The organism is Oceanobacter antarcticus (genome assembly GCF_044962685.1).
GTDB lineage: Bacteria > Pseudomonadota > Gammaproteobacteria > Pseudomonadales > Oceanobacteraceae > Oceanobacter > Oceanobacter antarcticus.
In genome coordinates, this window is record NZ_JBBKTX010000011.1 from 110,927 (window position 1) to 137,487 (window position 26,561).

Consider the following 26,561-nt stretch of genomic DNA (forward strand, 5'->3'; position numbering starts at 1 on the left):
TATCGAGATTATTTCAGCAGGTTGGTCCAGATTCGGTCGTACAGGCGTACAACGTCCGGGCTGCATGGGGGAACAAAGGTCGCTGGGGCTGCACCGGCGGGTGGGTTGAGTTCCAAGGCCCCTTTCAGCTGGCTGTCGAGATAGGGTTCGGTGCCGGTCACACCGGCGGTATAGCCTGCAAAGTTGGTCAGCGCGGCGGCATTTTCCGGCTGCAGCAGGAAGTTCATGAACAGCTTGGCATTGTCCAGGTTGGGGGCACCCTTGAGTACGACCAGGTTATCGGCCCAGGCGGTCAGGCCTTGTTTCGGGTAGGCGTATTGCAGGGTCGGTTTTTCCATCCGGGCGCGCAGACCCATGCCATTCCAGATCATGGAGACTGCGGCGTCGCCGGAGACCAGCATTTCGCGAGCGCCATCGGACATGATGCTGAGCCAGTTCTGGCGCGAGGCCAATAACAGGTCGTTAACGTCGTTCAGTTGTTGGCGGTTGCTGTTGCAGGTCGCGTAGCCCTTGTAGCGCAGCGCGGCATTGATGACGTCGTTGACGTCGCGGAACATGTTGATTTTGCCTTTGAGCGCCGCTGGCGGATTAAACAGGATGTCGAGTGTGTTGATGTCGCCATCGTATACGGCGGTATCGACCATAAAGGCGGTGGTGCCAAACTGGTAGGGAATGGAGTAGTCGCGACCTGGATCGAAATAGACATCGATCAGATCCGGTTTGATGTAATGGAAATTCTCCAGCTGGTTGGCGTGTATGTTTTCCAGCAATCCTTCCTTGATCATAATGGCGACCATGTAGTCACCCGGTACTGCAAGGTCATATCCAGCCACACCTGACTTGAGTTTGGCCAGCAGGGTTTCGTTACTGTCATAGGTATCCTGAGTCACTTTGACGTCGTAACGGGCGGCAAACTTGTCCAGCATGGCTTGCGGCATGTAGTCGGACCAGTTGTAGAGGTGCAGTTCTCCGGCAGCATGGACGCTGCCGGAAAGTGCCAGGCCGGCCGTCAGTACCAGTAGCTGGTGCTTCAGGGTGTGGAACAGGGACGTGCGTTTTGGGGTTTGCATGGCGATCTCCGCTTTCGGAAGTAGGCATTTAGGCTATCGGGCGTTAGGGTTTGGCAATCAGGACTTGGTGTTGTGGTCTGCCCGGTTCAGTAACCAGGAGCTGCCGACGCAGAGCATCGACAACAGCAGTAGCAGGGTGGATACGGCATTGATTTCCGGGGTAAAGCCAATGCGCACCAGGCTGTAAATGGTCATTGGCAGGGTGGTGGCACCGGGGCCGGCAACCATGTTGGCAACGATGAAATCGTCCATCGAGACAATAAATGCCAGCATCAGGCCCGAGATCACGCCGGGCATCAGCATGGGCAGGGTGACATAGCGGAAGCTGGCCCAGCGGCTGGCGTACAGATCGCGGGCAGCGTCATCGTATTGCTGGCTGATGCTGTTCAGGCGCGCAGAAATGGGCAGGTAGGCAAAGGGAATACAGAACACGGTGTGGGCGATCAGGATGGAACCCAGGCCGAGGGTCATATCTATGGCAATAAAAAACACCAGGCTGGCCACGGCGGTGACTATTTCGGGAATCATCAGCGGCAGATTCAGCACGCCAAACAGTGCCGTCTGCCCGCGAAAGGGGCCGCCCCGTAACAAGGCCATGGCGGCACAGGTTGCAATGGCCGTGGCAATACAGGACGCCGTCAGGGCAATGCTGAGGGAATTGACAGTCGCGCTCTGGATGCTGGGGTTGTTGAATGCCTTGATGTACCAGTCGAATGTAAAACCACCCCAGGTGGTGATGGAGCGTAACGAGTTAAAGGAATAGATACTGATCACCACCAATGGGGCGTACAGCACAAACAGACAGCCCAGGGTGATGGCTCGGGCGCCCGGATAATGTTGGATATTCATGTTCATCTTTACAGTCATGGTGGCACCTTCAGAAACGACGGTTCAGGAGCGACGGTTGCGCTGGGCAAATATCAGTAACAGGGTCAGGACGATGGTGAGCAAAATCACCGCTGCGGCAGCCCCGAACGGCCAGTTGCGGGAACCCTGAAACTGCAAGGCAATGAGGTTGCCGATCATCAGTTGCTTGCCGCCCCCGAGAACGTCCGGTGCAATAAAGGCCCCGAGTGAGGGTATAAACACCAGTAAACAGCCAGCGATGATGCCGCCCCGAACACCGGGAATCAGGACATGGCGCAGCGCTGCCCAACGGCTGGCATACAGATCATGGGCGGCGTTCAGCAGTGAGAAATCGAAACGCTCGATGGCGGCGTAAACCGGCAGCACCATAAAGGGCAAATAGGAGTAGAACAGCCCGAGCGCCACGGCAAACGGGGTGTAGGCCAGCTGCAGAGGTTCGCTAATCCAGCCCAGTGCCAGTAATAATTCATTTAATGGCCCCTGATCACGGATGATAAACAGCATCGATACCGTGCGAATCAACAGGTTGACCCAGTAGGGGATCGTGATAGCAAACAGCCAGAGTCCACGGCTGGATGGCGGTCGGGTGGCGATAAAATAGGCGGTTGGCAAACCGACCAACAGGCAGCTCAGGGTGGCAATACAGGCTTGTAGCAGCGAGGTGGAAAAAATCTCCAGATAGGCACTGGTAAACACCAGTTCACCACTGAGAAAATCTTCTTCAAACAGGAACTGTTGGTAGGCATCAAGAGAAAACTGCCAGATCACACCGCCATAGGTGCCGGGCTGTAAAAACGAAAAGACCAGTATCATCAGCAGTGGCAGGATCAGAAAAAAACCGATCATCAGCATGGCCGGGGAAAGCAGCAGGCTGCGGCGGAAGCCGGTATGTTGCAGCAGTGGTGAAGGAAAAAAGCGCATGGATCAGGCCACCAACAGGCGCACGGCCTGTTCATCCAGCGAGACCTGTACCCGTTGTCCTGACTGCAGCGGCTGAGTCTGTGACGCCATATTCTGGATCCGGGCCGACAGCTCATGGCCAATGTCCAGCTGGACGACATATTGGGTATCGGTGCCCATGTAGATCACCTGGCTGATGGTGCCTGCCAGTCCGTCGCTGTGCGGAGACTCCGCCATTAGCGACAGCCGTTCCGGGCGGATGGAGAGCCAGGCAGGCTGACCAGGCGAGAGGGCATCAATGGTGGGGCAGTCGATGTAAAAAGGGCTGGCAGGGGCGCAGGCTGTCGCCTTGTTGGCCGCTAATAAATGCACACGGGCGACCTGGCGTTGTGTATCCACAGCGTCTGTTTGTACCTGCAGCAGATTGGTTTCACCGATAAAATTGGCGACAAAACGATTGGCTGGTTCTTCGTAAATGGTGCGCGGGCTGCCGACTTGCTGTAATTCTCCGGCTGACATCACCGCAATGCGGTCAGACATGGTCAGTGCCTCTTCCTGATCGTGGGTAACAAAGACGAAGGTGATGCCGGTTTCTTGCTGAATCCGCTTCAGTTCGATGCGCATGGACTGGCGCAACTTGAGATCCAGAGCCGACAACGGCTCATCCAGTAACAGTACTTTTGGTTTTGGAGCCAGTGCCCGCGCCAGAGCGACGCGTTGCTGCTGGCCACCGGACAACTCCGTGGGCTTGCGCTGGGCAAAACGGCCCAGTTGCACCAGTTCCAGCATCTCGGTGGCGCGCTGTTCGCGGATCTTTTTCTTGATGCCCTGCATTTTCATGCCGAACTGCACGTTCTCGTGAATGCTCATGTGAGGAAACAGGGCATATTGCTGAAATACGGTGTTGATCGGGCGCTGATTGGCAGGCAGTTGCTCGATTTCCTGATCAAACAGAAAAATCCGCCCGGCGCTGGTTTGTTCAAAGCCACCCAGCAATTTCAGCAGCGTGGTTTTGCCACAGCCGGATGGCCCCAGCAGCGTGAAAAACTCACCTTCCTGAATCTCAAGTGACACAGTTTTGAGTGCCTGGAAGTCACCAAAATGCTTGGCAACCTGTTGGATTGAAATCGCTGCGTTTGGCACCGCCAGATCTCCAGTGGTTAGAACGTTGGCTGAACGGCGGGTAGAGGACAGCGCATAAATACGTTGATTGATACCCCTCGTAATATGGATTAGAGTCTATTTGGCTTGATTGGAGGGGTATATAACCCTGGTGTGGTATGTGTTTTTTGAAATAACCTGATCGGCTGCATCCGTGGCAAGATCTGTGAAAACTTCCGTGAGTGACAGCAACACGAGTAGCCTATGGACAAGCAGAGCAATGTAGACCGAGCCTTGGCGCACGCTATCCGGGCGGTGGGGCAGCCAGAATTTGCCGAAGCGTTCAGCCATTGCGTCCGGCAGCTGATGCCGTTCGATAATCTGATTATTCTGGCGTATCACAAGCACCATAATCCGGTGGATTTTTACCGCGAATGTCGCAATCCGGTGGTGTATCTGACGATGGATTCCCATTACCTGAAAGCGGCCTACCTGCTCGATCCTTACTACCAGGCGCATCTCAATGGCTTGCAAGCGGGCGTACACCGGTTATTTGAGCTGGCACCAGACCAGTTTCGGCAAACCAGTTATTTTCGCGAGTACTACCAGAGCACCACGCTGGTGGATGAAATCGCCGTGTTTGCCCGCCTTGGCAGCGATACCACCCTTACTGCCTGCTTTGGTCGCGATGGCAGCAGCAACCAGCTGTATTCGCAGCAGGATTTTGCCGCCATCAAACAATATGAACATGTGCTGACGACCTTGTGCGAACTGCATTGGCAGGGTTATGTCCCCAGTGAATTTTCCACTGAGCACCAGCTACCGGTGACCGAACGATTACGAGAAGCACTGAAGCAACAGCATGATATTCGGCTGAGTGGCCGTCAGGCCGAAGTGGCCATGTATATCTTGCAAGGCCACTCATCGTTATCCATTTCGTTGCATTTGGGTATCAGCCGAGAGACGGTCAAGGTTTTCCGCCGTCAGCTGTACAGCAAATGCAATATCAGCTCGCAGGCAGAATTGTTTGCGTTGATGATGCCGTTGTTTAGTGGACTTAACGGCGCTTGAGAGCGCAAGTACGTTCTGGTGTAAGCGTCAACGCCATTGGCGGGCTTCGATTCCAGGAGCGCGAGCTGGCGTTGTTATCAGCGCCATTGGCGGGCCCGGCGGCCCGGCCCTCCCAATGCAAATTAACTCAACGCCGTTGGCGGACATCGATTCCGGGGGCGCGAGCTGCCACGCTCGCCAGCAACCTGGCGTTGTTATCAATGCCGTTGGCGGGCACGGCGGCCCGGCCCTCCCAATGCGAATTAACTCAATGCCGTTGGCGGACATCGATTCCGGGGGCGCGAGCTGCCACGCTCGCCAATAGATTGGCGTTGTTATCAGCGCCACTTGGCGGGCACGGCGGCCCTCCCAATGCAAATTAACTCAATGCCGTTGGCGGACTTCGATTCCGGGAGCGCGAGCTGCCACGCTCGCCAGCAACCTGGCGTTGTTATCAACGCTATTGGCGGGCACGGCGGCCCGGCCCTCCCAGGAGGAAATATAGCGTTGTTCTCAATGCCACTTGGCGGGCCCGGCGGCCCGGCCCTCCCAATGCAAATTAACTCAATGCCGTTGGCGGACTTCGATTCCGGGAGCGCGAGCTGCCACGCTCGCCAGCAACCTAGCGTTGTTATCAGCGCCATTGGCGGGCACGGCGGCCCGGCCCTCCCAGGTGGAAAGATAGCGTTGTTATCAACGCCACTTGGCGGGCACAGCGGCCCTCTCTGGCGGCAGCATGGTGTTTCCCCGCTTACGGTTTGGCGCTGACAACTTGCTCTATCAGCCACTGCAGGGCCGGGTCTTGTACGTGTAGCGGGTGTTGTATCAGTGTCATTTCCCAGTTGGGCATATCGTCTGGTCCTTCCACTGTGCGCACCGGTAACCAATGACAAAACAGTTCGGCCATGCGACGCGGCAGGGTTAATAAAGCCCGGCGTTCGGCAACCAAACGGGCGGCGGCGAGGTAGTTGATCATTTGTGCCATGCGCTGGCGTTGTCGCTGTTGGCCCGCCAGCCAGCGATCGATGCCATTGGTGCTGGTATCAGTCTGGTCCAGCATCACCACGTGGGGAAAATCCAGGTACTGATCGAGGGTGAGCTGTGCGGGGATGTCGTCGAAACGGGTGCCCACCAGGCAGACCAGTTGTTCGGTCAGCCAGGGCTGCCGCAGCAGGTGGGCGGGCACGGTGAGGTTTTCATCCAGGCCGATCACCAGGTCGACTGTGCCATTTTCCAGTCGTTCCAGTGAGGCGTGCGGGCCGATCATTTCCAGATCAAAGATGACTCCGGGTGCTTGCTGTTGCAGCATCGGCATCATGTCTGGCAGTACCACTGCTTCAAAGTAGTCGGTGGCAGCAATGGTGAATACCCGCTGGCTGTGGGCCGGTTCAAATTGTTTGGGTGGGGCCAGGGTCAGTTCCAACTGTTTCAGGATGGCTTTGACGTCTGGCAGCATTGCCAGCGCACGGGGCGTGGGGACGACCCAGCCGCTCAGCCAGACGAACCTCACGGAGCCGAAACACCCCCACGGGCGTGGGGACGACCACACTGAAAAAATTATATCTAAAGCCCTGGCAGAAACACCCCCACGGGCGTGGGGACGACAGTCGGGTGCCACCGTTGGCGCTGCCGAACGCAGAAACACCCCCACGGGCGTGGGGACGACAGTCGGGTGCCACCGTTGGCGCTGCCGAACGCAGAAACACCCCCACGGGCGTGGGGACGACGACTTCACCCATGAATACAGACACATGAACGGCGAAACACCCCCACGGGCGTGGGGACGACAACTGGCTCCCCTGTCGACGGTAATTTCTATGGGAAACACCCCCACGGGCGTGGGGACGACGACAAAGCGGCGCTGGCGGAACAGGTTGAAAAAGAAACACCCCCACGGGCGTGGGGACGACCATCGGCAACGTCAGTACCAGGACTTGGCAGTAGAAACACCCCCACGGGCGTGGGGACGACTCGACATTCGCTGCCAGTTCCTCAATCGTGCCGGAAACACCCCCACGGGCGTGGGGACGACTCCGTACTGGATGGAGCCGAACATGTTGCTCAAGAAACACCCCCACGGGCGTGGGGACGACAACAGGGTGAAATAGGGAGTGTTGGTCATGGGGGAAACACCCCCACGGGCGTGGGGACGACCGATGACTCAGGGTCAGCGGCAGGGTCAGGCTGGAAACACCCCCACGGGCGTGGGGACGACCGACGCTGATGTCTACCGCGGCGGTGTATGGCGGAAACACCCCCACGGGCGTGGGGACGACGCTTCGGCGCTGAGTTTCAGTTTGGCTTGTGGGGAAACACCCCCACGGGCGTGGGGACGACACGAACAGAGGACATGGAGCCAAATAACATCAGGAAACACCCCCACGGGCGTGGGGACGACCAGTGGAGTAGTTTACCTTGCCAAGCCATGGCAGAAACACCCCCACGGGCGTGGGGACGACTCGACCATGGGCGCGCCTTCGGCCAGCATATCGGAAACACCCCCACGGGCGTGGGGACGACCGAATGACAATGTGGTGCGTAGTAAACACGGGGGAAACACCCCCACGGGCGTGGGGACGACCTGGTTCAGTTTGCCGCAATACAGGTGATAGCCGAAACACCCCCACGGGCGTGGGGACGACCGTCACAAAACACGTGAAAAATCTACAGATATAGAAACACCCCCACGGGCGTGGGGACGACCAATCACCATTTGAACATTCTTGAAGGAACTCAGAAACACCCCCACGGGCGTGGGGACGACTGATGGCTTCAAACACAGCAACCGAGCAAGACAGAAACACCCCCACGGGCGTGGGGACGACCAACCCGCCCTTACTGGCTGTCCAGCCATTAAAGAAACACCCCCACGGGCGTGGGGACGACTCAGTCTGGCCCCAGTCGTCGATAATTACGCCAGAAACACCCCCACGGGCGTGGGGACGACGGCAGCCTTACACTGTTCTGAAGGAGTCATACAGAAACACCCCCACGGGCGTGGGGACGACCCGTACTCAACCCAGGGGTAGAGGTCAGCAAAAGAAACACCCCCACGGGCGTGGGGACGACGGATCAACCACTGCATACCTGTCACGCTATACAGAAACACCCCCACGGGCGTGGGGACGACCATTAAACCCAGGTGGCAGCCAGTCTGCATATAGAAACACCCCCACGGGCGTGGGGACGACCAGCCGTGGTGAGAGTATCCGGCGTTTGTCCAAGAAACACCCCCACGGGCGTGGGGACGACTGGGCCGCTCTGGCGTCAATGTCACCGATGACGGAAACACCCCCACGGGCGTGGGGACGACCGCTTATACAAAAAATCAGGGTGACCATCGAGAGAAACACCCCCACGGGCGTGGGGACGACGATGCTAAATACCGGGCATCGCCACGGTAAATAGAAACACCCCCACGGGCGTGGGGACGACCAAGTTGAGCGCGGACGCATTGAGAGTCCGCGAGAAACACCCCCACGGGCGTGGGGACGACGGGTTGAGGCTGAAGACCCAACAGCGTCAGAAAGAAACACCCCCACGGGCGTGGGGACGACCAGGATCAAAAACAGTATCAAAACGCTGACCTAGAAACACCCCCACGGGCGTGGGGACGACCAGGATCAAAAACAGTATCAAAACGCTGACCTAGAAACACCCCCACGGGCGTGGGGACGACGAATTTCAGGATGAGTCAGCCCAGTTTGACGCAGAAACACCCCCACGGGCGTGGGGACGACGCATCGGTTTGGAGTCTGTCGAGTGGCTCGAGGGAAACACCCCCACGGGCGTGGGGACGACATAACCAATGTGTTCACTGGCCGTCAGCATACAGAAACACCCCCACGGGCGTGGGGACGACCGACATATTTAAAACTGAACGGTTGCAATACGAGAAACACCCCCACGGGCGTGGGGACGACATCCTCTTGCGAATTTCCTGCCAGCCGCCACAGGAAACACCCCCACGGGCGTGGGGACGACTTGATTCCTGAGTCGGTCAGATCCGATGAACTGGAAACACCCCCACGGGCGTGGGGACGACGGAGGCGCCTGAACTCACAACCAAGGCGTCTGAGAAACACCCCCACGGGCGTGGGGACGACTAGCTGGTAACGTCAGTAGTGCAGTAATTCATCGGAAACACCCCCACGGGCGTGGGGACGACAGGCGGAGGCGGAGCGCATCCACAGAGAGCAAAGAAACACCCCCACGGGCGTGGGGACGACTCCTCTTTTTCAGTCCACGGGCTGCCGGGAATCGAAACACCCCCACGGGCGTGGGGACGACCTTTGTTGGTGGCGGTGGTGGTGTTGTCTGTGAGAAACACCCCCACGGGCGTGGGGACGACACAGCCGAGACTGGTTTTTACTGGCCGATAAAAGAAACACCCCCACGGGCGTGGGGACGACGATACGAGGCACGCAATCCGAGAGAGCGGGCTAGAAACACCCCCACGGGCGTGGGGACGACGACACGATTGCGATACCGGTGCTGGCCTCAGTAGAAACACCCCCACGGGCGTGGGGACGACCCTGAACATTTAAACAGTATTTTATTGAGTATTCATCTGCTTATTAAAGAACGTCGTGTTACAAATTAAGGCTTTCAATAATTAACTGTAATCCCGATATTTCAATCACGGGTTTTCGAGGTTTACCTTTGTATCGAATTTCATAGCCCGGCGGTTCGGGAATACTGCGAAACAGCATCAAACCAGATTCTATTGGGCAGTGTTGTACTAGGTAGTCGACCACGGTTTGCGCTACCGAATCCTTCACGCCAGACACAAAGACATTGGGGCGTGGTTCCACAAACCAGAGTTTCATTCGCCCGCGTACGGCGGGTGGCAGGTCATTGGCGAGCACGACGAGCACGGCTGACCCCCATCAATTCGTTAATATCGTTGCTGGCCTGATCCAGCAGTTTCATGTTGATAACTCGTTTGCGGAATTCGTCCGATACTTTGTGTTTGTCATACCGTCCGGCCATTTCGCGACTTAAAAAGAACGCCAGGTCAATGCACAGTGGCTCTTTGTAGAGGTCGGCCAGGTCGTACACAAAGGGCAGGGGGCTGCCAGAATGTATAAAACCGATATGAGGTGAGTAGCCCATGGCATGTACGGTTGAGCAGAGAATGCCGTACAGCGCGGCATTGGTTGCTGTCAGTATCTGGTTGGTGAGGTCGCTGAATTCAAATTTGCCGGGTGTGAACTGTCGTCCTTTCCAGCCGACTCCGTAGTGTTCGGCTTTTTGTTGGTACAGTGCTCTGACCCGGTTGCCTTCCATGCCCATCATGGCTGGCAAGGTCATGCCCTTTAAATCTGCGTCCGGGAAGCGTCGGGTATACATGGCCCGAGCAACTTCCAGTGCTTTGTCGTCATCAGAGGCTAACGCCATTTGCCGTTTCAGGTTACGGGTGTCAGACGTTGGCAAAAAACCTGCTGCATAAAACAACAGGCTGTCTTCTCCTACCCAGCTCACCGAACAGTTGGCGGCGGTGGCGACCTTGATGGCTTCGTGGGTTACGGAGGTACCCGGTCCCAATAGCAGACAGTTAATGGTCGCAACTGGAATAGGGACAACATTGGCGTCGGCATCAATCCATTTGACACTGCTGTCATCGATCTCGAGTCGTCCCCGTTCCAGGTACAAAAACGGGTATTTGTCTTTGACTCTGGGAAGTGATTCCCGCGTCACTTTGACAAACAGACGTTCGCCTTTCGTCATTATGTCAGCTCCAACAAGGTGACCCGGCGGTCTCGGTAACGCTTGTTGGGCCCGAACTGTACGGGGACATCGTTAAGGGTGATTACTTCACCATCACTTTCATCATCACCCTCAATCACTTCATAAGTGGCCAATCGTTGTTTGCTCTGTGCTATAGCAGCGGCCTGTTGCCAGGCCGCTGCTGCATTATCAAACAGGCCTTGATAGATCAGCTCCGCTGGGGCGCAAGCCTTGCGTCCCAGATACAAGTCCCATACCGGGTTTTGCAGTGCTTCAGCCAAAGCGTCGCCCTGACCCTCAGGCACTTCCACTACGACTGCAAAAGCGGAGTCTTGCAGGTAATAGCGGTAAGTCATTTTAGTACCGCCTCCCACCGCTTTTTTCCCCTCGGCTGTTTTGGGTATCAACAGGCTTTGCCAGGGGTCGCTGTTGTCGTATCCACTTCCCACCATTTGAAAATCACGTAACGGTGGTTCTTGTAATGCAGGTTTGCCATTGCGGTCGATCCGGGCGTATGCCCGAACCCCCATCGTCATGCTGGTCATTTGCTGCAACCATTCCTGCTCTGGCCCTCCTGCACCACGGGCACAGCACAGTAATCCCAACACACCGGAGCGGGTTGGAAAGTTCAGGGTATCGCGTACGCCGAACTTGGAATCATGCCCCCAGGCTTGTAACGGGCCCTCCAGCCATAGCAACAAATAACGCGTTTGGTCGCTCATTACGTGCCTCCGTTACAGATGAGATTGCAGGTCGTTAATTAGGTGATCAATGCTGTATTCGATATCGTCGCCCCATTCGTAGTCCCCCTGCTTGCCAAATAATGAGCCGGAGAGTTTTTCTTTTTTATCCAACCAGGTTTTCAAAGCCTCTTTGCTGGGATTGAGGAAACCGTCACTTTTGGATTTAACCGGCTGTTCAAATGAGGCTTGCAAACGCTGTCCTTTGCGTACCAGAACCCGGGCACAATCCCATGGGCAGGCTCCAGACTGGGTGGTCTGGCGGGCATCAGGCACTGCGACGTACAAAGCTTTGACGAAGGCATCAATAGCGGCTTTCAGGTCTGCTCCTTCTCCCAGGGTTTGTTCAAGCTGTCCCAGATCCAGGCTGATGTAACGGTAATAAGTCGCTGAGTTATATTCAAGGCTGCCCATATGAGCGGAACCACTTTCATCGTCTGCTTTGCGATCATCAACAGCCGTGAAAAACTCCACTTCATTGCTGACTTTGTGGGTGGATATTGCATGGGAAAAAGCGGCTGCGGCCTCGATATTCATATCGGGTGCCTTGGCCACCATTCGCCCGAACAGCGCGATATCCAGCGCATCCAGATTGGTGTTCACGACTTTTTTTGATACTTTTACCAGCTCTTTGTCCTTCAGGACTTTGGGGTCGAAGCTTTTTTCCTGGGCATAGGCGGCGAAGGCTTTGGCTTCGGTCTCACTCAAAAACAACAACGTATCGTCGGCAAAAAAGCCTGCCATGGCTTCGCCACAGTCCTTGGCTTGTGCCTCACTGGCCCCCAGCGCCAGACATTCAGTAGACAGTAAGGCTGCAATTTTTTTACTGCGCACACCTAAGCGAATACCGAAATCCGGCATAGCCAAGCGCACCTGGCGTTTCCAGCACTGGGAGGACACTCGCGCTCGTGGCACACCGCCAATCATGGCGGACTTCGGAGCGCCAACGTCATCACGATTCAAGCAGGTGACCGGGAAAGATTGCAGGATATGGAATTCAATACGGGTATTTTTGAAAGCGTTGGTCATTTTCTTGTCCTTGAAATGAAATCAGGCAAATGGGTTGTCGATGATCGGCACTATTTGTAGCAGGCCGCAGCCAAACGCTCGCCCTTTGCCAATGCCGTTTTTAAAGCTGTTCTGAAACTGCTGCGGGTCGGTGACAGTGAGCTGGCCCTGAATATGGGCTTTCCCCAAGGTGATTCGGCGACCACTTTTGTCGTTGAACTGCAGTACCTCGATGGCATCAATTTGCAGATGTTGTGGATCCACTTCGAATCCCCAGTTTTTGGGCGCACGTTGGATAAACCAGTCGGCGGTATTGGTACGCCCTTTAACCGCAACGCGTTTGCCTGTCTGCTTGTCTTTGCGCACAGGATTGATCTGTACCTTAAAGTGGTAGCGTGGGTGTTCCAGAAATGAGGTCGTAATAGATTTGCTGATGACGTCGCCATACAGCCCTTCAACCTGCTCCAGCGGTGCGCGATTCGATACAATCAATACCTTGCGGCTATGGAAGTCGCCGCCCTTATCGGCATATACAAATCCACTTTGAATATGGCTTTGCTTTTCAGCCTCGGTGCGAACGTCCGGAAACAGGCTATAAACCACTCGGTGCAGGGAATACGGATCGGTAATTTTCAAGGCTTTTACAGCCTTGCGGTCGAGATGCAGTGCACTGGCGTATAACTCAGTCATGGGTTGCCTCCGCCATGGCGTCGTCAGCCTCCACCGCTCTGCGGTAGAAGTCCTTTGCCCAACGGATACGGACACGTTCCTGTCCTTGGCCAGAAAACCACAGTAGTTGCTGCAACAGTTGGCTGAAATTAGGAATTATCCCACGACTGGCCATTAACGTCAGTAATGGCCGCAGGATACGGCAGGCTTCGGCGGTGCTGGTGCAAGCCAGCAGGCGGCGCAAACGGGCCTTGGCCTGATCTGATTGATTGCCATCGTCATAACAGGCGGCAATGGCACCTCCCAACGGTAACTTGCCATCAGCACCAGGTTTGGCACGTGCCAGTGCTGCGCCAACTGTGCAGTAGGGCAAACGCTCCCAGTCCTTTTCCAGGTCAACGCCAAATTCGGCGAGTAGCTCCCAGCTCTGGTATTCCGTTGCCGGGTTGTCTGCCCGCTTTAAACGGGCGGCAAAGCCGTTGTCTTTATTTATACGATCAATTACGTAGCCAACAAACCGTGCGGCTCGCGATAGCTTGCCAGTGCTGGTATTACTGGCCTCTGCCGGTTTCTGATCCATCCAGACACACTCCTTATTCGGCTTTTAGATATTTGGAAAAATTGGGTCGGGCTTGTGCCCAGGCGTCCATTTGGCGAGCGCTGTCGTTGGGGCACAGTTGGTCGAATACCTGCAGGGCATAGCCTGCAAACGTACGGCGCAGTTGTTGGCGTTGCTGTGTAGCTTCCTCTGAGGTATCGCATCCATCAATAAGCGCCTGGGCCTGCCGTTCGCACAGTTGCCAAAATACATTGGTTGCTTTTTCAGCCTGATTGTGAACAAAGGGTTGAGCCTTGCCAGAGCCAGATTTGTCAATATCCGACAGTTGGCGGAAATAGCGAACTACTGCTCCCCGCAGCATTTTCTGCCCCGACTCGAGCTGTGCCATTTCGTGCTTTAACTGCTCAAGGAAAGTGCTACCTAGCAGTTCAGAGGACAGCCATATTTCTGACTGAACGTAGTCATCAGTACCAGAAGCATATTGCTCTCCGGCATTGCTGCTGACACGCAACCCACCTGACCAGATGGCGAAGTTTTCTGTCGTTCGGGTTACCCGTTTCATGGTGTGCCGCAGCTGTGGTGTGTCGAATCCGGTTGGTTTGCCTTGCTCGATAAATTGCAACAGCGATGTCAGCTCACGCCAGGGGCGTTTGCCTGGGTTCACCCATAAGGCTTTCGGTTTTTTCTGAGCAAAATCGACTGAGGCACTGGGGTCGGCCTTGCCATCAAGGTAACTGGCATGTGCAATGCCATCGGTGTAGTGAATGCCCTCGTCGGCCAACAAGCAGAATTTGCCCATAGGAACCAGACGTCCAATCAATGATTGCTTCAAGGCACGGGCAATATCGTCATCTTCACCGGTGGGCATTTGTTCCCAGGGGGCTTCGCCCAGCGTTGGATACATCGCCATTTCGGAAATATCTTCCAAGGTGAAGAGGTTAAGCCACAGGGAATGAGATATTGATTCACCCAACCAATACGAGTGCAGCAACCCCGTATGTCCAACAGCACTCCCGGCTTTGCCACTCCCTGCTTTGCCCTTGTCGTTCTGTTTCCCCTTATATCCGGGGGTCAGAACCACTGAGTTGTCCGTTTTCTTACCACTCAGACCAAACCCCATTTGAACGACTGTCGTGATGGCCTGATCCGCATCGCTGACCCGCTGCTCTTTCTGAGATTCGGTCAAAACGGTGGTATTTCCTGTGCTCACTTCTGGAGACAGCACTCCCAGAGATTTCACGTCTGCAACACGTATTGCAGGCATCTGCAAAAACGGTTTATCGCCATACAAATAAAACCGGTCGTGCCATTTATTCAAATAATCCAGGCATTTGTCGGCCATACCCTGCCAGCCCATTTGCTTCCATTCGTCATCGTCTTCGGGGGTTACAGCAGTCTGGGCAATTGCCAGCAGCAGTTTGGTGAGTGCGATTTTTTGCACCGGGTTGCCACCCAGTGCTCTCAAATCCGGACGGCTGAAAATCTCTTTCAGGCAGACCCGGCCAACGTCGGCAACCGGAATCCAGGGTTCATCAATCAGGTTAAAACGGTTTTCCATAGTCATTCCTTGTTGGAAAGCGCCCGGTAGCCCAGGTCATTACGGTATTCCAGTATGTGTTTTTCGCCCGCCGGGCGGCTATCCAGCGTTTGCAGCTCTCCACTTGGACTGACCAGCGCTACCCGTAGCAGCGCCTCATCGTCTTCCGGCTTGCCAAGATAGAACACTTCGTGTAGATGCAGTTTTTCCAGCGTGTGTTTGGCAATACGAGCTGGGCAATTGGCCGGACTGACCCTGACGAGTTGCTGGTTCAGGGCGACTGCGAGGGTGCGCCAGCCTGCTTTGCTCAATCGCTGGCGACTATGGGGCAACTTCAGTTCGCGTCCATCCAGCAAACGCATACGGGTTTCACCAGCATCGATACGCAAACTGCTCAGTAGTAAAACGTCGTGAGTATCTTGATCACTGTAACGAGTCTCAGCCTTATGTTCGGGCAAAGTTTTGCCACCTTTGGAGAGTGTGAGTCTGGCCAGTGCTAGCTGGGCTTCTTCTCCGGTATGGAAGCGAGTGCCTTGTGTTAGCTCGTGCAGTAGCACGGACCATTCATCAGTTTCCAGACGCTCTGCGTAAGTCTGGTCAATTAATGGACGAATCCCGGAAGGCAGTGCAACAACCGAGAGGGACTGCCAGGCTTCCAGACTGCGACACAGCACATAGGGGGAATAGACCATTGCACTCAGTCCAAATGCAGCACGTGGATTGATTAATGCCTGCTCCATCGCAGGTGTCAGCAACCAGCAATCCGGCAAAGCGCAAGCATGACGCGGAGTGTCTGAATGACGCCATAAACGACCAATCCGTTGTAGCAACATGTCGGTGGGGGCAAAACGGCTAACCAGAAAATCCGCATCAATGTCGAGAGACTGCTCCAGCACCTGGGTACCAATAAGAATCCGGCCTTGATGCGGGCGTTGAGACCAGCCCGAACGGCCAAACAATTTGACCCATTTAGCTTCATTCACCGCGCGATCTTGGGGGGTAAAACGGGAGTGCAATAAGCCGATATCACAACCGAGCTGCACGGCACGACTGGCCATATCGAGATAACGCTGTTGGGCTTCGGTAACGGTATTTTCAATCCATAACACCTGCTGGCCCTGTTGGGCACGACGCAGGGCTTCTTCCAGCGCCTGATGATCATTTCTACAAGAGGTCAGAGTGATTGACTGACTGTCTTCTGTCGGAACAGCCATTTCGGTTACGACGGTATTTTCCATGCTGCTGACGGCAGTCACCAGCGGATAAGCTGAGCTGACTGTCGCTTGCTGCAACAGGGCATTACGACGCGACTGACTCAAGGTCGCACTGAGAATAATCACCGTACATTCAATCTGGCGCAGAAAGGCCACCAGTTCATTCAGAATCGTACCGGTATAAAGGTCGTAACTGTGAACTTCATCGAGGATGACTACCTTGCCTGCCAGACCGAACGCTCTGACAAAACCGTGTTTGACATTCATCACTGCCATCAATGCCTGGTCGATGGTGCCAACGGCAAAGGGAGCCAGTAATCCACGCTTGCTTTGATTAAACCAGGCACCACCCGGTGCGCCATCCTCACCCATGTCGGAGTGCTCTAATAACCAGGCACCAGAATGCAGTAACAAGGCCCGGTTGGGTGTGTCAGGGCCAAGAATCTGATCCAGAAATGCATTAAACCGATCGTATATTTTGTTGGAAGTCAGCTGGGTTGGCAGGGCAAAGTAAATACCGGTTGCTTTCTGCTGGGCCAGTAATTGGTAGGCGGCATACAACGCCGCTTCGGTTTTACCCATTCCCATCTGGGCTTCGAGGATATAAATGCCTGGGCCAGTTATCTGATCCAGAAACAACGTCTGGGCTTTTCGGGGTTGCATCTGGCGCTTGATCGGATCAAATACGTCGATAAACGACAGACCCTGTTTGATAACCGGCTTAATAAATCCTGCGTCATTCAGGGCGGCGTTGATATTAGGCTGCCAGTCTTGAGTTGGATCTTCAAAGAATTTGCCTGAGCCAATCCAGTCTGCCGTTGAGGTCAGGCCAGCAATAATTCGAGCTTGGGCGGCGTGCTCGACTACAGGCCAATCGGAGTTCAAACAATCCTTGAGCGCGGCAACCAGCTTCTTGCGCTCATCAAACCAGGCATTACCACCAAAAACCTCGGCATCGCCGCGTTTGTCATCAACGTTTGGATTAAAACCATGGTGTTGACCGAGAATTTCTGCCACGTATTTCGGCGTGCCCAGCTCTTCAGCCGTTGCTTGGCTGACACCGGCATGGCCACCCCACTGAGATTCAAGATCCGGTGTTGCTTTGGTTAGCTCTGGCAAGGTTTTGAAATCGATCCCGCAGGCTCGCAGAATCTTGGCTACAAAGGATGGGCTGACCTTGCCAATGTCATGGCCACCAGCGGCTATTTCACTACCAACTGGAAACAAACGTGAACGCATGGGTTCCGGAAAACGTGCAATCAGGCAACGGGCCGTTTCTCCGACGATCTGGCAGTGATTCAGAACACTGCGCCCTTCAACAACAGAGCCGTCTGGTTGAGTCCATGTCTTTGCCGGGCATTGTTCAAACGGGATGGCTGCAATTTCTGTTGAATGACCAGTTGTTTTTCTTGATCGCACAGTGCTTCTTCCTTGATTGCTACGGCTTCCAGCTTGCGCGTTTTTTTTGCTTTTGCCAATTCAGTATAAAACGACGTGTTATTTCTATATGGTGGTGGCATTAGTGGCGGTTTGGTTAATTACCTATCCGCGAGTTGCCACGCTCGCGGCAGCTTAGCGTTGTTATCAACGCCACTTGGCGGGCACAGCGGCCCTCTCTGGCGGCAGCATGGTGTTTCCCCGCTTACGGTTTGGCGCTGACAACTTGCTCTATCAGCCACTGCAGGGCCGGGTCTTGTACGTGTAGCGGGTGTTGTATCAGTGTCATTTCCCAGTTGGGCATATCGTCTGGTCCTTCCACTGTGCGCACCGGTAACCAATGACAAAACAGTTCGGCCATGCGACGCGGCAGGGTTAATAAAGCCCGGCGTTCGGCAACCAAACGGGCGGCGGCGAGGTAGTTGATCATTTGTGCCATGCGCTGGCGTTGTCGCTGTTGGCCCGCCAGCCAGCGATCGATGCCATTGGTGCTGGTATCAGTCTGGTCCAGCATCACCACGTGGGGAAAATCCAGGTACTGATCGAGGGTGAGCTGTGCGGGGATGTCGTCGAAACGGGTGCCCACCAGGCAGACCAGTTGTTCGGTCAGCCAGGGCTGCCGCAGCAGGTGGGCGGGCACGGTGAGGTTTTCATCCAGGCCGATCACCAGGTCGACTGTGCCATTTTCCAGTCGTTCCAGTGAGGCGTGCGGGCCGATCATTTCCAGATCAAAGATGACTCCGGGTGCTTGCTGTTGCAGCATCGGCATCATGTCTGGCAGTACCACTGCTTCAAAGTAGTCGGTGGCAGCAATGGTGAATACCCGCTGGCTGTGGGCCGGTTCAAATTGTTTGGGTGGGGCCAGGGTCAGTTCCAACTGTTTCAGGATGGCTTTGACGTCTGGCAGCATTGCCAGCGCACGGGGCGTGGGTTGCAGGCCGCTGCCGCAGCGTACCAGCAGGGGATCGTTGAGTTGCTGACGCAGCCGGTTGAGGGCGTGACTGGTGGCCGACTGGCTCAGAAACAGCTGTTCGGAGGCTCGCGAGACGTGGCATTCGCTGATCAGGGCATCAAATACCTGCAGCAGGTTAAGGTCAAAATGTCTTAGTGGCGACGCGGTGTCGGACATTCTCAGGATCTCGATTAATTATGCACACGGTGCATTATATCAGGAATACTATTCATTTCTATAATAGTTTGGCGGCGCTTATTCTGCACTTGATACCGTATCGAGACACAGGAAACACCCTGATCTCAGCTTCTGACAACCCAATGAATGACTGGAATATTCATGTACCCGACGCCTGCTGCCCAGAATCCGATGGCTATTGCCTCCGCTACTGCCAATGCCGATATGCCTCTCTATAGTGCGTTAGGCATGACCTTTATGCAGTGCCCGTTGATGACGGATATTCACCATTCCCAGGCCGATGTCATTGTGGCAGGGGTGCCATTTGATATGGCAACATCTGGTCGTCCGGGTGCCCGTTTCGGGCCTCAGGGGGTGCGTCAGGCATCGGCCAACCTGATTTGGGAAGGCAAGCGCTGGCCATGGACTTTTGCGCTGGGTGACGTGTTAAAACTGGAGGATGCCGGGAACCTTGCGTTCCGCCATGGCGAACCACAGACGCTGGTAGACAACCTCGAAGCCTTCGCCGCTGCTTTGGTACAGGCCGGGAAAAAGACACTGTTTTTTGGTGGCGATCACTTTGTCACCCTGCCGATCTTGCGGGCCCAGGCGCGACAGCACGGACCACTGGCGCTGATTCATTTTGATGCCCACACCGACACCTATGACGGCGGCAGCCAATACGATCATGGCACGCTGTTTCACCATGCGGTGGTTGAAGGGCTGGTGGATACCGAACACTCGATTCAGTTGGGGATTCGTACTGCTTATGAATTGGATGGGCACCCGTTCGAAGTCATTGATGCAGCCGAGTTAAACGACCTTGGCCCAGCTGCGACACTGACACGCATTCGCCAGCGGGTCGCAGGGCGGCCGGTTTATATCAGCTTTGATATCGATGCTCTCGACCCGGCGTTTGCGCCTGGCACCGGCACTCCGGTATCGGCAGGTCTGAGCATGGATTGTGCGTTAAAAATTATCCGGGGCCTGGCCGGAATGGATATTCGTGGTATGGACGTGGTGGAAGTGGCTCCTGCTTATGACCATGCAGAAATCACCTCGCTGGCGGGAGCAACCCTGGCGCTGGAGATGTTGTACGCCGTTGCGGCAGGCAAACATCCTGTATAAATCACTGCCCTTCCGGTCACGGCCCGGCTTTTCTGGCAGTGCCTGCTGCGATGGGGAAGGGTACTTCTTTTCAGGTATGAAGAGCGTTTCCAAAGGGTATTGGAAGGTATTTTACTATCTCCTTAGTCTAGGAATCTGTCGAGCTTAGGGCTGCTCTACTGCGGAAAAGCTGAATCTGGCTCTTTTGTGAGCAAATTCTTGTTAAATAGAACCACTATTCGCCTCAAATCAGTCTTTCCCTCGCGACGAACGCCTAAGTCCGACAGGCTCCTGGGGTACACCTGAGGCACCGCTGAAAACGACGGCGCTCGTGGCGTTTGCAGCGGTGCCTTCTACACGTTATTAACGCTTCTAAAAATAACAAACCTGCGCACGACGCAGGCGTTGGAGAGACATCATGGATAATCGTCAGAAAACCGCTGTGGTCGTGGGGGCAACCGGTGCTTTTGGTCAGGCCATTGTCAAAACACTGCTGGCCGAAGGGTTACAAGTACTGGCGGTTGCCCGCCGTCAGAATTCGCTGGATGCACTGAAAGAACAGTATCCCGGCATCCGTACTGTCGCGGCCGATATCTCTGAGGATTCGTCGATAGAAATCATTCATCATGCGGTGACTGGCCCGGTTCAGCTGGTGGTGCATGGGCCGGGTGTCGGGGTGGCTGGTGGCATTTTGGTGGCACCGACGGCCACCATGGTGGATGCCGTCAATATCAAGGTGGGTGGCTTTATGCGGTTGTGTCGTGCCGTCGATGCGTACCTTGAGCCCCATTCGCGGCTGGTCGCGATTGCCGGTCATTATGGTCTGGAGCCGACGGCTTATGCGGCTTCTGCCGGAGTGGCCAACGCGGCGTTGTTTAACGTGGTACGTCAAATCAGTCTGGCTCTGGGGCCGCGTGGCGTCACGGCTCACACGATTGCGCCGGGGCCGGCTGATACCGAACGCTTGCGGCACGTGGCCACAGCCCGTGCCGAGCAGCGCGGTATTGAAGTGGAGAAGGTGCTGGAAGAAATGCAAGCAGAATCGTCTATCGGGGCTTTTACCACTCCGGAGCAAGTGGCCTGGGCCGTTAAAACGCTGCTGGCCGTCGAGGCGGACTCGATGACGGGTTCGACGTTGATGCTGGATAGTGGCCGTCGCCGTGGCCTGCCATAGCAGGCCTGTGTGTGCTGCTGTTCCTGTTTGTCTTGCTGTAACAGTGTCCTGATTATGTTGTTGATGAGAGGTCATTAAAATGCCGGTTATTATTTTTACATTGCCTGATACCGACGCGGTGCGGGAATCCCGCGAGGTGATTTGCACCGAAGCCTGCCGGGTGTTTGCCGAGATACTGGCTGCGCCGGTTGAGCGTATTCGTGCCTATATCCAGATATTGCCAGCGGCTCAGATTGCGGCGGGTGGTGGCTGGCTGGGTTTGCCTGACGCCACGCTGTTGGCCCCTTTCTACCAGTTTTTTGTGCTGCAAGACCGTGCTGCCAGTCAGGTGCAGGAGCTGCATGCTGCTTTTACCGCGATTCTGGTCACCAGCCTGGGGATTGATCGGATGGAAATCCGGGGTATTTGTACCCGTGTCAGTCCGGCAGACTGGGCGATTGGCGGGATTACGGCGGATCGGGCACGGAAGCAGGAGCTGGAAGCGCGGGCCGGGCAGGAGTAGTGAGTAGTCAATCCGATCTGTCGCAGTGATCTGGGTCATCTGTTGGCGGGTCAAGTCAAACAGCGGCGCACCATGCTGGCGTCATATCCGTTACGGTAATAGCGTCTTACCTGATCATATAATGAGGCTGTTTGAGCCGCCTGATGAATTGGGGACATCTATTTAATCCGGTGCTCACTCTGGGCCACCGGATGGTTTCGAATCACGAAGCCGACTTGCAGGCCTGACGGGTCAAGTCAAAAGTCGGCGACACCGAGTCGAGATCATCCGGCAGCCCCCGAAGGGCGCGGGTTGCCGCCGTCCAGTGCGGTGTTGACGAATTTGAAAAGGACTCGTCATTTCGCTGCATTCGTCGCCTTGCCCTGAACAACGGCAACACTCGCGCAGAGCCGTGCAGGATTAAATGGATGTCCCCAATTGCTCAGGCGATGAGGGTTATCGCACTGATATACCCGAGTTATGGCCTGATATGTGGTGTCGTTTATGGCATACGTCTTGCTGATATTGCGGGAGTCATTGGCCAACAATAATAAAAAGGTTTTTTCCGTATGTTTGAACTCAAATATGAATCCTCGAAAACCCATATTGGTAACTCGTTATTTTTTGTACTGCCAGACAGTATCCGTCCTGCAGGTTGGGCGATTGGGGTGATAACGGCTGGTCGGGCATGGCAGCAGGCGCTGGGAAATCGGGCCAGACAGTCGTAAATCCGCTTTGTTGTAGCCCGCTGTATTTTCTAATACCTAATCAGTATTAAGCCGGTCTGCAAATAGTATTAGAGAGTATATTTCTGTCGAGTTATTGTAGCTTTCTAACACCATCAGACTTGCTGAATAAAAATAAAAAGTCGAGGTCGCCATGCATTACTCAATTTCTGTCTCCGGCTGTGACCGCACGGTTATTTGTCGTGATTCGGATTCCTTGCTCACCGGGTTGCTGAGATCCAACTCCCGTGCGGTGCCTGCTGGTTGTCGTGGTGGTGGTTGCGGTATCTGCAAAGTCCGTATTACCTCCGGCGAATACGAAGCGGGGCCGATGGCTCGTTGTCATATCAGTGCCGAAGATCAACAAAAAAATATTGTCCTTGCCTGTCGGGTATATCCCCGCAGTGATATAACCCTGGAGGTTGTTGGCAAGCTGGCGCGTCGATTTAATCAGGCGGCATGATTTGATGTAATTTTTCTGCTCGTAATGATGCTCGCCTGAATAACAGGTGGGACGGGCTTTTATTTTTTATATGGCGATATGACTATGTTTATGACTGTCAGGGTTTGTTGTGCCTTTTTGCTGGTTGTCGGCCTGTATGGTTGTGAGGCACGTCTGAATATGGAGCGGGTGGCGGAAAACAATCGCCAGCCGGTTCAACGTACCGATCAGTTGATGGCGGTAGCGGCCAATGATGAGGTAGTGGTGGTGGTGGGGAATTTTGGCGTGGTGCTGGTGCGCCCACGGGCCTCTGCGGACAGCTGGCAGCGGCTGGCATTGGGACGAGACGCTAATCTGATTGATATTGAAGTCTGTCCGGATCAGCGCTTTTACGCGCTGTCGAATAATCGCCAGCTCTGGGTCAGTGACGCCAAGGGTGAACACTGGCGTTCTGTACCAATACCAACGCTGGAATCGCTGCTGACGCTGGATTGCGCTCCCGATAATACACTCTGGGTCGGTGGCAGTTTCAGTACCTTGCTCAGCAGCCTGGATGGCGGTGCATCCTGGGAGGAGCAAAGCCTGGGCGAAGACGCCATCTTCACCCAGATCGATTTTGTCTCCACCTCTGACGCCTACGCCGTGGCCGAGTTGGGGCTGGTGTACCACACCATCGATGGCGGTCTCAGCTGGCAGTCTGCCGGGCTGATTGATGATGACTTTTACCCTCAGGGAGCATTATTCGAGACCTCTGGAGAAGGCTGGGTGGCGGGTCTGGGCGGCTCGATTCTGCACACCCGTGACGGCGGCCAGCACTGGGTGGCCGAGCCAACCGGTGTGGCGGCACCGGTTTATGCCTTGCAGCAAGTGGGCAACGAGATAATGGCACTGGGGGAGAGCGGTCTGCTGTTACGTCGATCCGGTGAGCAGTGGCACACCGTCAGTGGTGTTGGCCATGGTGCCTATTTTCGCGATGCGGTACTCGTGGGCGAGCAGCTGATTCTGGTGGGAGGCAGCGGTGGTCTGGTTGTCGTGGCCCGTAATCAATTGCGTTAAATCCAATACAATAATAAGCAGAACAGAGACCTTCAAATGAACCAGTATTCCGCAGACGCCCACAAGGCAACGCATTTTCTGCATGTGCTAGAGACGTCGGCTTTTAAGCATCCTCGTACCATTCTGGCGGCTATTTTACTGATTACGCTGTTTTTTGCGGCGCAGATTCCGGCCGTTAAAATGTATTCTGATTTTGCCGATTTGTTGCCGCAGGAACACCCGTATATCGAGCTGCACAACAGCATCAAAGACAGTTTTGGTGGTGCCAATGTGATTGTGGTGGGAGTTGAAGTACTCGACAGTAGCGTCTTTTCCAATGAGGCGCTGCAGAAAATTCACCGGGTAACGATGGCGGTGGATAGCCTGACCGGGGTGAACCACAATCTGGTGACTTCCGTTACGCACCGCAACTCCCGCAAGGTGTGGATGACGCCGGAAGGTAATGTCAATTCCCAATCCTATTTCGACCCCCAGGGCGGTGATCTTTCGGCGGCGGCGCTGGCAAAGCTGGAAAAAGACGTGGTCTCGAATCCTCGGGTGTATGGCCCACTGGTCAGTCCGGACAAGAGCATGGCGTTGATCAAGGCGCAGTTAAACGAAGGCAAACTTGATTACGAGGCCACGTTTAATGAAATTCAGGCGATTCGAGCCACCGAAGCGCAACCTGGATACCGCATTCACGTTACCGGCCAGCCGATGCTGGTGGGCTGGGCTTACCAGTATCTGGATCAGATTATCGAGATCTTTCTGTTTACTGCGGTGATCATGATCGGCTTGCTGGTGTTCTACTTTCGCAAATTATACGGCGTGCTGGTGCCATTGGCGGCGGTGCTGGTGTCGACCATCTGGGGCATTGGTATTATCTCGCTGTTTGGCTACAACATTGACCCGCTGGGCATGGTGATTCCGTTTCTGATTTCGGCACGGGCGATGTCGCACGGCATCCAGATCGTTGAGCGCTACTATGCCGAAATCAATGAGCTGGATGAGGCCACCCCAGATGGCAAGGATCATCACCAGTTGGCCGCCCGCACCACCTTTGAAAACCTGTTCCGGCCGGGCAGCCTGGGTGTGGTCTCGGATGCCATTGGCCTGTTGCTGATTGCGGTTGGCTCGATCCCACTGAATACCAAGCTGGCCCATTACGCCTCGCTGTGGGCGTTGAGCATTATCATTACCGTATTGTTGGCGGTGCCGCTGTTGCTGTCGGTATTGCCTCGGCCACGCAACACCCGCATCAAACACACCCTGTTTCGTCATGTCGGGTTTGTCTGCGCCGATCTGGTCAGCGATACCCAATCTGCACGCCGGGCGTTGTGGCTGGGCGGTTTGCTGTTGTGTGGCGGGTTTTATGCCTCGTCGCTGGTGGTGATTGGTGAATCGGAACCCGGCTCGCCGATTCTTTATCAGGATCACGACTACAACCTGTCTTCCAGCGCGATTAACAATAGTTTTCCCGGTTCGGAAGAGCTTTACATCATTGCCGAAACCGACAGCAAGGGCGGCATCAAACGTCCGGAAGTACTGGCGGCGCTGGCCGATCTGGAACGCCATATGCTGACTGACCCGGACGTGGGCGGGGCCAAGGGCATCCCCGATCTGGTGATGCAGGTCAACCGCTTGTTGCACACCAATGACCCGCGCTGGCTGCAAATTCCCGATGATGAGCAGTACGTCGGCGGGCTGATGTTTACCTACATGATGTCGAACCCGATTCCTGGCGCGCTGAACGAATTTGTTGATACCGACGAACGTATTGCCAACCTGGTGTTTTATTACAAGGATCACCAGGGAGAGACTATTCGTCGTGCCATTCATATGGTGAAGGAATGGATCGCCGCCCATGGCGACGAGGTTGAAGGGCTGAGTATTCGCCTGGCCGGTGGCACTATTGGCGTAACCGCCGCCATGAACGAAGCGGCTTACGAAACCAACCTGTGGGTTTTGCCGCTGGTGTTTATTCTGATCTTTGTGTTTGTCGCCCTGTTTTACAGCTCGATTATATCAGGGGTAATGATGTTTATGGCGATGCTGTTCGCCACCACGCTGACGTATGCCTATATGGGCGTGATGGGGATGGGTATTAATATCAATACTGTACCTATTATTGCCGTCGGTGTCGGGGTGGGTATCGATTATTCGATTTATATGATGGACCGGATTCGTAGTGAAATGGTGCGTTCGCATAATATCAATATTGCGGTTCGACAAGCGGTGAGAACCACCGGTCTGGCGGTGAGTTTTACTGCGATTACGCTGATATCCGGTATCGTTATGTGGGTGTTGTTATCGGACCTCAGGTTTCAGGCCGATGCCGCACTGTTATTGATTGTTATGGTGGTATTAAACGGATTGGCCGCCATGTTACTGGTACCCAGCTGGATACTGGTATTCAAACCGGCGTTTATCTGTCAATCGTACACTGACGAAGACGGTATTATTCACGCCGATTAACCGTTAATAAAAAATTCACGCGCTTCGCCTGGTCGAGGTCGGGAATCGGCTGCCTGCTGCCTGGATTCTTCATATCCAGAGTGGTTGGCGCTGCGAAAATAACAATAAACC

Annotated in this window: 24 protein-coding genes and 1 CRISPR repeat array; of the genes, 8 read left to right on the forward strand and 16 right to left on the reverse strand. The window is 55.0% G+C overall.

Features of this window, described 5'->3' with window-relative positions; all coding sequences use genetic code 11:
* Window positions 1–8: 8 nt before the first annotated feature.
* The 4 genes from WG929_RS10520 to WG929_RS10535 are packed head-to-tail and all read right to left on the reverse strand — an operon-like array spanning window position 9 to window position 3,980.
* Window positions 9–1,070, reverse strand: coding sequence for an extracellular solute-binding protein (locus tag WG929_RS10520; RefSeq protein WP_416205979.1), 1,062 nt, complete (start codon window positions 1,068–1,070; stop codon window positions 9–11).
* Between the two features lie 57 nt (window positions 1,071–1,127).
* Window positions 1,128–1,937 (reverse strand): ABC transporter permease, encoded by an 810-nt coding sequence (locus tag WG929_RS10525; protein ID WP_369855839.1) that lies wholly within the window; start codon window positions 1,935–1,937, stop codon window positions 1,128–1,130.
* A 24-nt stretch (window positions 1,938–1,961) separates the two neighbouring features.
* A complete protein-coding gene (locus tag WG929_RS10530) occupies window positions 1,962–2,858 on the reverse strand; it encodes an ABC transporter permease (protein WP_369855838.1) in 897 nt (298 codons plus the stop codon).
* 3 nt (window positions 2,859–2,861) lie between these two features.
* Window positions 2,862–3,980 carry an ABC transporter ATP-binding protein gene (locus WG929_RS10535; RefSeq protein WP_416205980.1) on the reverse strand — a complete coding sequence of 373 codons (1,119 nt, stop codon included), beginning with the start codon at window positions 3,978–3,980 and terminating at the stop codon, window positions 2,862–2,864.
* Between the two features lie 222 nt (window positions 3,981–4,202).
* Between WG929_RS10535 and WG929_RS10540 the strand changes: the two genes are divergently transcribed.
* A complete protein-coding gene (locus WG929_RS10540; protein ID WP_416205981.1) occupies window positions 4,203–5,009 on the forward strand; it encodes a helix-turn-helix transcriptional regulator in 807 nt (268 codons plus the stop codon).
* 730 nt (window positions 5,010–5,739) lie between these two features.
* Here the strand turns inward: WG929_RS10540 and WG929_RS10545 are convergent.
* The 11 genes from WG929_RS10545 to WG929_RS10595 all read right to left on the reverse strand — a co-directional run bounded on the left by WG929_RS10545 (window position 5,740) and on the right by WG929_RS10595 (window position 19,011).
* Entirely contained in the window at window positions 5,740–6,498 is a 759-nt protein-coding gene (locus WG929_RS10545) for a LysR substrate-binding domain-containing protein (RefSeq protein WP_435873317.1), read from the reverse strand.
* Between the two features lie 6 nt (window positions 6,499–6,504).
* A CRISPR array of direct repeats spans window positions 6,505–9,522; the repeat unit is 28 nt; unit sequence GAAACACCCCCACGGGCGTGGGGACGAC.
* A gap of 58 nt (window positions 9,523–9,580) precedes the next feature.
* Window positions 9,581–9,865, reverse strand: a complete 285-nt coding sequence (gene cas2e / locus WG929_RS10550; RefSeq protein WP_416205983.1) for a type I-E CRISPR-associated endoribonuclease Cas2e — start codon at window positions 9,863–9,865, stop codon at window positions 9,581–9,583.
* Window positions 9,843–10,718, reverse strand: coding sequence for a type I-E CRISPR-associated endonuclease Cas1e (cas1e, locus tag WG929_RS10555; RefSeq protein WP_416205984.1), 876 nt, complete (start codon window positions 10,716–10,718; stop codon window positions 9,843–9,845). The genes cas2e and cas1e overlap by 23 nt, the downstream gene beginning before the upstream one ends.
* Window positions 10,718–11,440: a type I-E CRISPR-associated protein Cas5/CasD gene (gene cas5e / locus WG929_RS10560; protein WP_416205985.1), complete on the reverse strand. Its 723-nt coding sequence runs from the start codon at window positions 11,438–11,440 to the stop codon at window positions 10,718–10,720. The genes cas1e and cas5e overlap by 1 nt, the downstream gene beginning before the upstream one ends.
* A 12-nt stretch (window positions 11,441–11,452) precedes the next feature.
* The gene (gene cas7e, locus WG929_RS10565) at window positions 11,453–12,487 is read right to left on the reverse strand and encodes a type I-E CRISPR-associated protein Cas7/Cse4/CasC (protein ID WP_416205986.1); all 1,035 of its coding nucleotides are present in this window, start codon (window positions 12,485–12,487) and stop codon (window positions 11,453–11,455) included.
* Between the two features lie 21 nt (window positions 12,488–12,508).
* Window positions 12,509–13,156, reverse strand: a complete 648-nt coding sequence (gene cas6e, locus WG929_RS10570) for a type I-E CRISPR-associated protein Cas6/Cse3/CasE (RefSeq protein WP_416205987.1) — start codon at window positions 13,154–13,156, stop codon at window positions 12,509–12,511.
* Window positions 13,149–13,715: a type I-E CRISPR-associated protein Cse2/CasB gene (gene casB / locus WG929_RS10575; protein WP_416205988.1), complete on the reverse strand. Its 567-nt coding sequence runs from the start codon at window positions 13,713–13,715 to the stop codon at window positions 13,149–13,151. The genes cas6e and casB overlap by 8 nt, the downstream gene beginning before the upstream one ends.
* Window positions 13,716–13,728: 13 nt before the next feature.
* Window positions 13,729–15,252 carry a type I-E CRISPR-associated protein Cse1/CasA gene (gene casA / locus WG929_RS10580; protein WP_416205989.1) on the reverse strand — a complete coding sequence of 508 codons (1,524 nt, stop codon included), beginning with the start codon at window positions 15,250–15,252 and terminating at the stop codon, window positions 13,729–13,731.
* A gap of 2 nt (window positions 15,253–15,254) precedes the next feature.
* Window positions 15,255–17,828 (reverse strand): CRISPR-associated helicase Cas3', encoded by a 2,574-nt coding sequence (cas3, locus tag WG929_RS10585; protein WP_416206008.1) that lies wholly within the window; start codon window positions 17,826–17,828, stop codon window positions 15,255–15,257.
* Window positions 17,744–17,965 carry a hypothetical protein gene (locus WG929_RS10590; RefSeq protein WP_416206009.1) on the reverse strand — a complete coding sequence of 74 codons (222 nt, stop codon included), beginning with the start codon at window positions 17,963–17,965 and terminating at the stop codon, window positions 17,744–17,746. Before WG929_RS10590 ends, cas3 begins: the two co-directional genes overlap by 85 nt.
* A 122-nt stretch (window positions 17,966–18,087) precedes the next feature.
* Window positions 18,088–19,011 (reverse strand): LysR family transcriptional regulator, encoded by a 924-nt coding sequence (locus WG929_RS10595; protein ID WP_416205990.1) that lies wholly within the window; start codon window positions 19,009–19,011, stop codon window positions 18,088–18,090.
* 162 nt (window positions 19,012–19,173) lie between these two features.
* Here WG929_RS10595 and speB point away from each other — a divergent pair, with 162 nt between their 5' ends.
* From speB to WG929_RS10610, 3 genes are all read left to right on the forward strand, one after another.
* Window positions 19,174–20,139: an agmatinase gene (gene speB, locus WG929_RS10600; protein ID WP_416205991.1), complete on the forward strand. Its 966-nt coding sequence runs from the start codon at window positions 19,174–19,176 to the stop codon at window positions 20,137–20,139.
* Window positions 20,140–20,536: 397 nt separating this feature from the next.
* The gene (locus tag WG929_RS10605; protein WP_369855832.1) at window positions 20,537–21,292 is read left to right on the forward strand and encodes an SDR family oxidoreductase; all 756 of its coding nucleotides are present in this window, start codon (window positions 20,537–20,539) and stop codon (window positions 21,290–21,292) included.
* A 79-nt stretch (window positions 21,293–21,371) separates the two neighbouring features.
* Complete coding sequence (locus tag WG929_RS10610) at window positions 21,372–21,794, forward strand: tautomerase family protein (protein ID WP_416205992.1); 423 nt, start codon at window positions 21,372–21,374, stop codon at window positions 21,792–21,794.
* 202 nt (window positions 21,795–21,996) lie between these two features.
* Here WG929_RS10610 and WG929_RS10615 read toward each other — a convergent pair whose 3' ends face one another.
* Window positions 21,997–22,143: a hypothetical protein gene (locus WG929_RS10615; protein WP_369854690.1), complete on the reverse strand. Its 147-nt coding sequence runs from the start codon at window positions 22,141–22,143 to the stop codon at window positions 21,997–21,999.
* 199 nt (window positions 22,144–22,342) lie between these two features.
* Here WG929_RS10615 and WG929_RS10620 point away from each other — a divergent pair, with 199 nt between their 5' ends.
* The 4 genes from WG929_RS10620 to WG929_RS10635 all read left to right on the forward strand — a co-directional run bounded on the left by WG929_RS10620 (window position 22,343) and on the right by WG929_RS10635 (window position 26,450).
* A complete protein-coding gene (locus WG929_RS10620; RefSeq protein ID WP_416205993.1) occupies window positions 22,343–22,501 on the forward strand; it encodes a hypothetical protein in 159 nt (52 codons plus the stop codon).
* A 151-nt stretch (window positions 22,502–22,652) separates the two neighbouring features.
* Window positions 22,653–22,961, forward strand: coding sequence for a 2Fe-2S iron-sulfur cluster-binding protein (locus WG929_RS10625; RefSeq protein WP_369855829.1), 309 nt, complete (start codon window positions 22,653–22,655; stop codon window positions 22,959–22,961).
* A gap of 90 nt (window positions 22,962–23,051) precedes the next feature.
* The gene (locus WG929_RS10630; RefSeq protein ID WP_416205994.1) at window positions 23,052–23,996 is read left to right on the forward strand and encodes a WD40/YVTN/BNR-like repeat-containing protein; all 945 of its coding nucleotides are present in this window, start codon (window positions 23,052–23,054) and stop codon (window positions 23,994–23,996) included.
* A 36-nt stretch (window positions 23,997–24,032) separates the two neighbouring features.
* Window positions 24,033–26,450, forward strand: coding sequence for an efflux RND transporter permease subunit (locus tag WG929_RS10635; protein WP_416205995.1), 2,418 nt, complete (start codon window positions 24,033–24,035; stop codon window positions 26,448–26,450).
* Window positions 26,451–26,561: the final 111 nt, after the last annotated feature.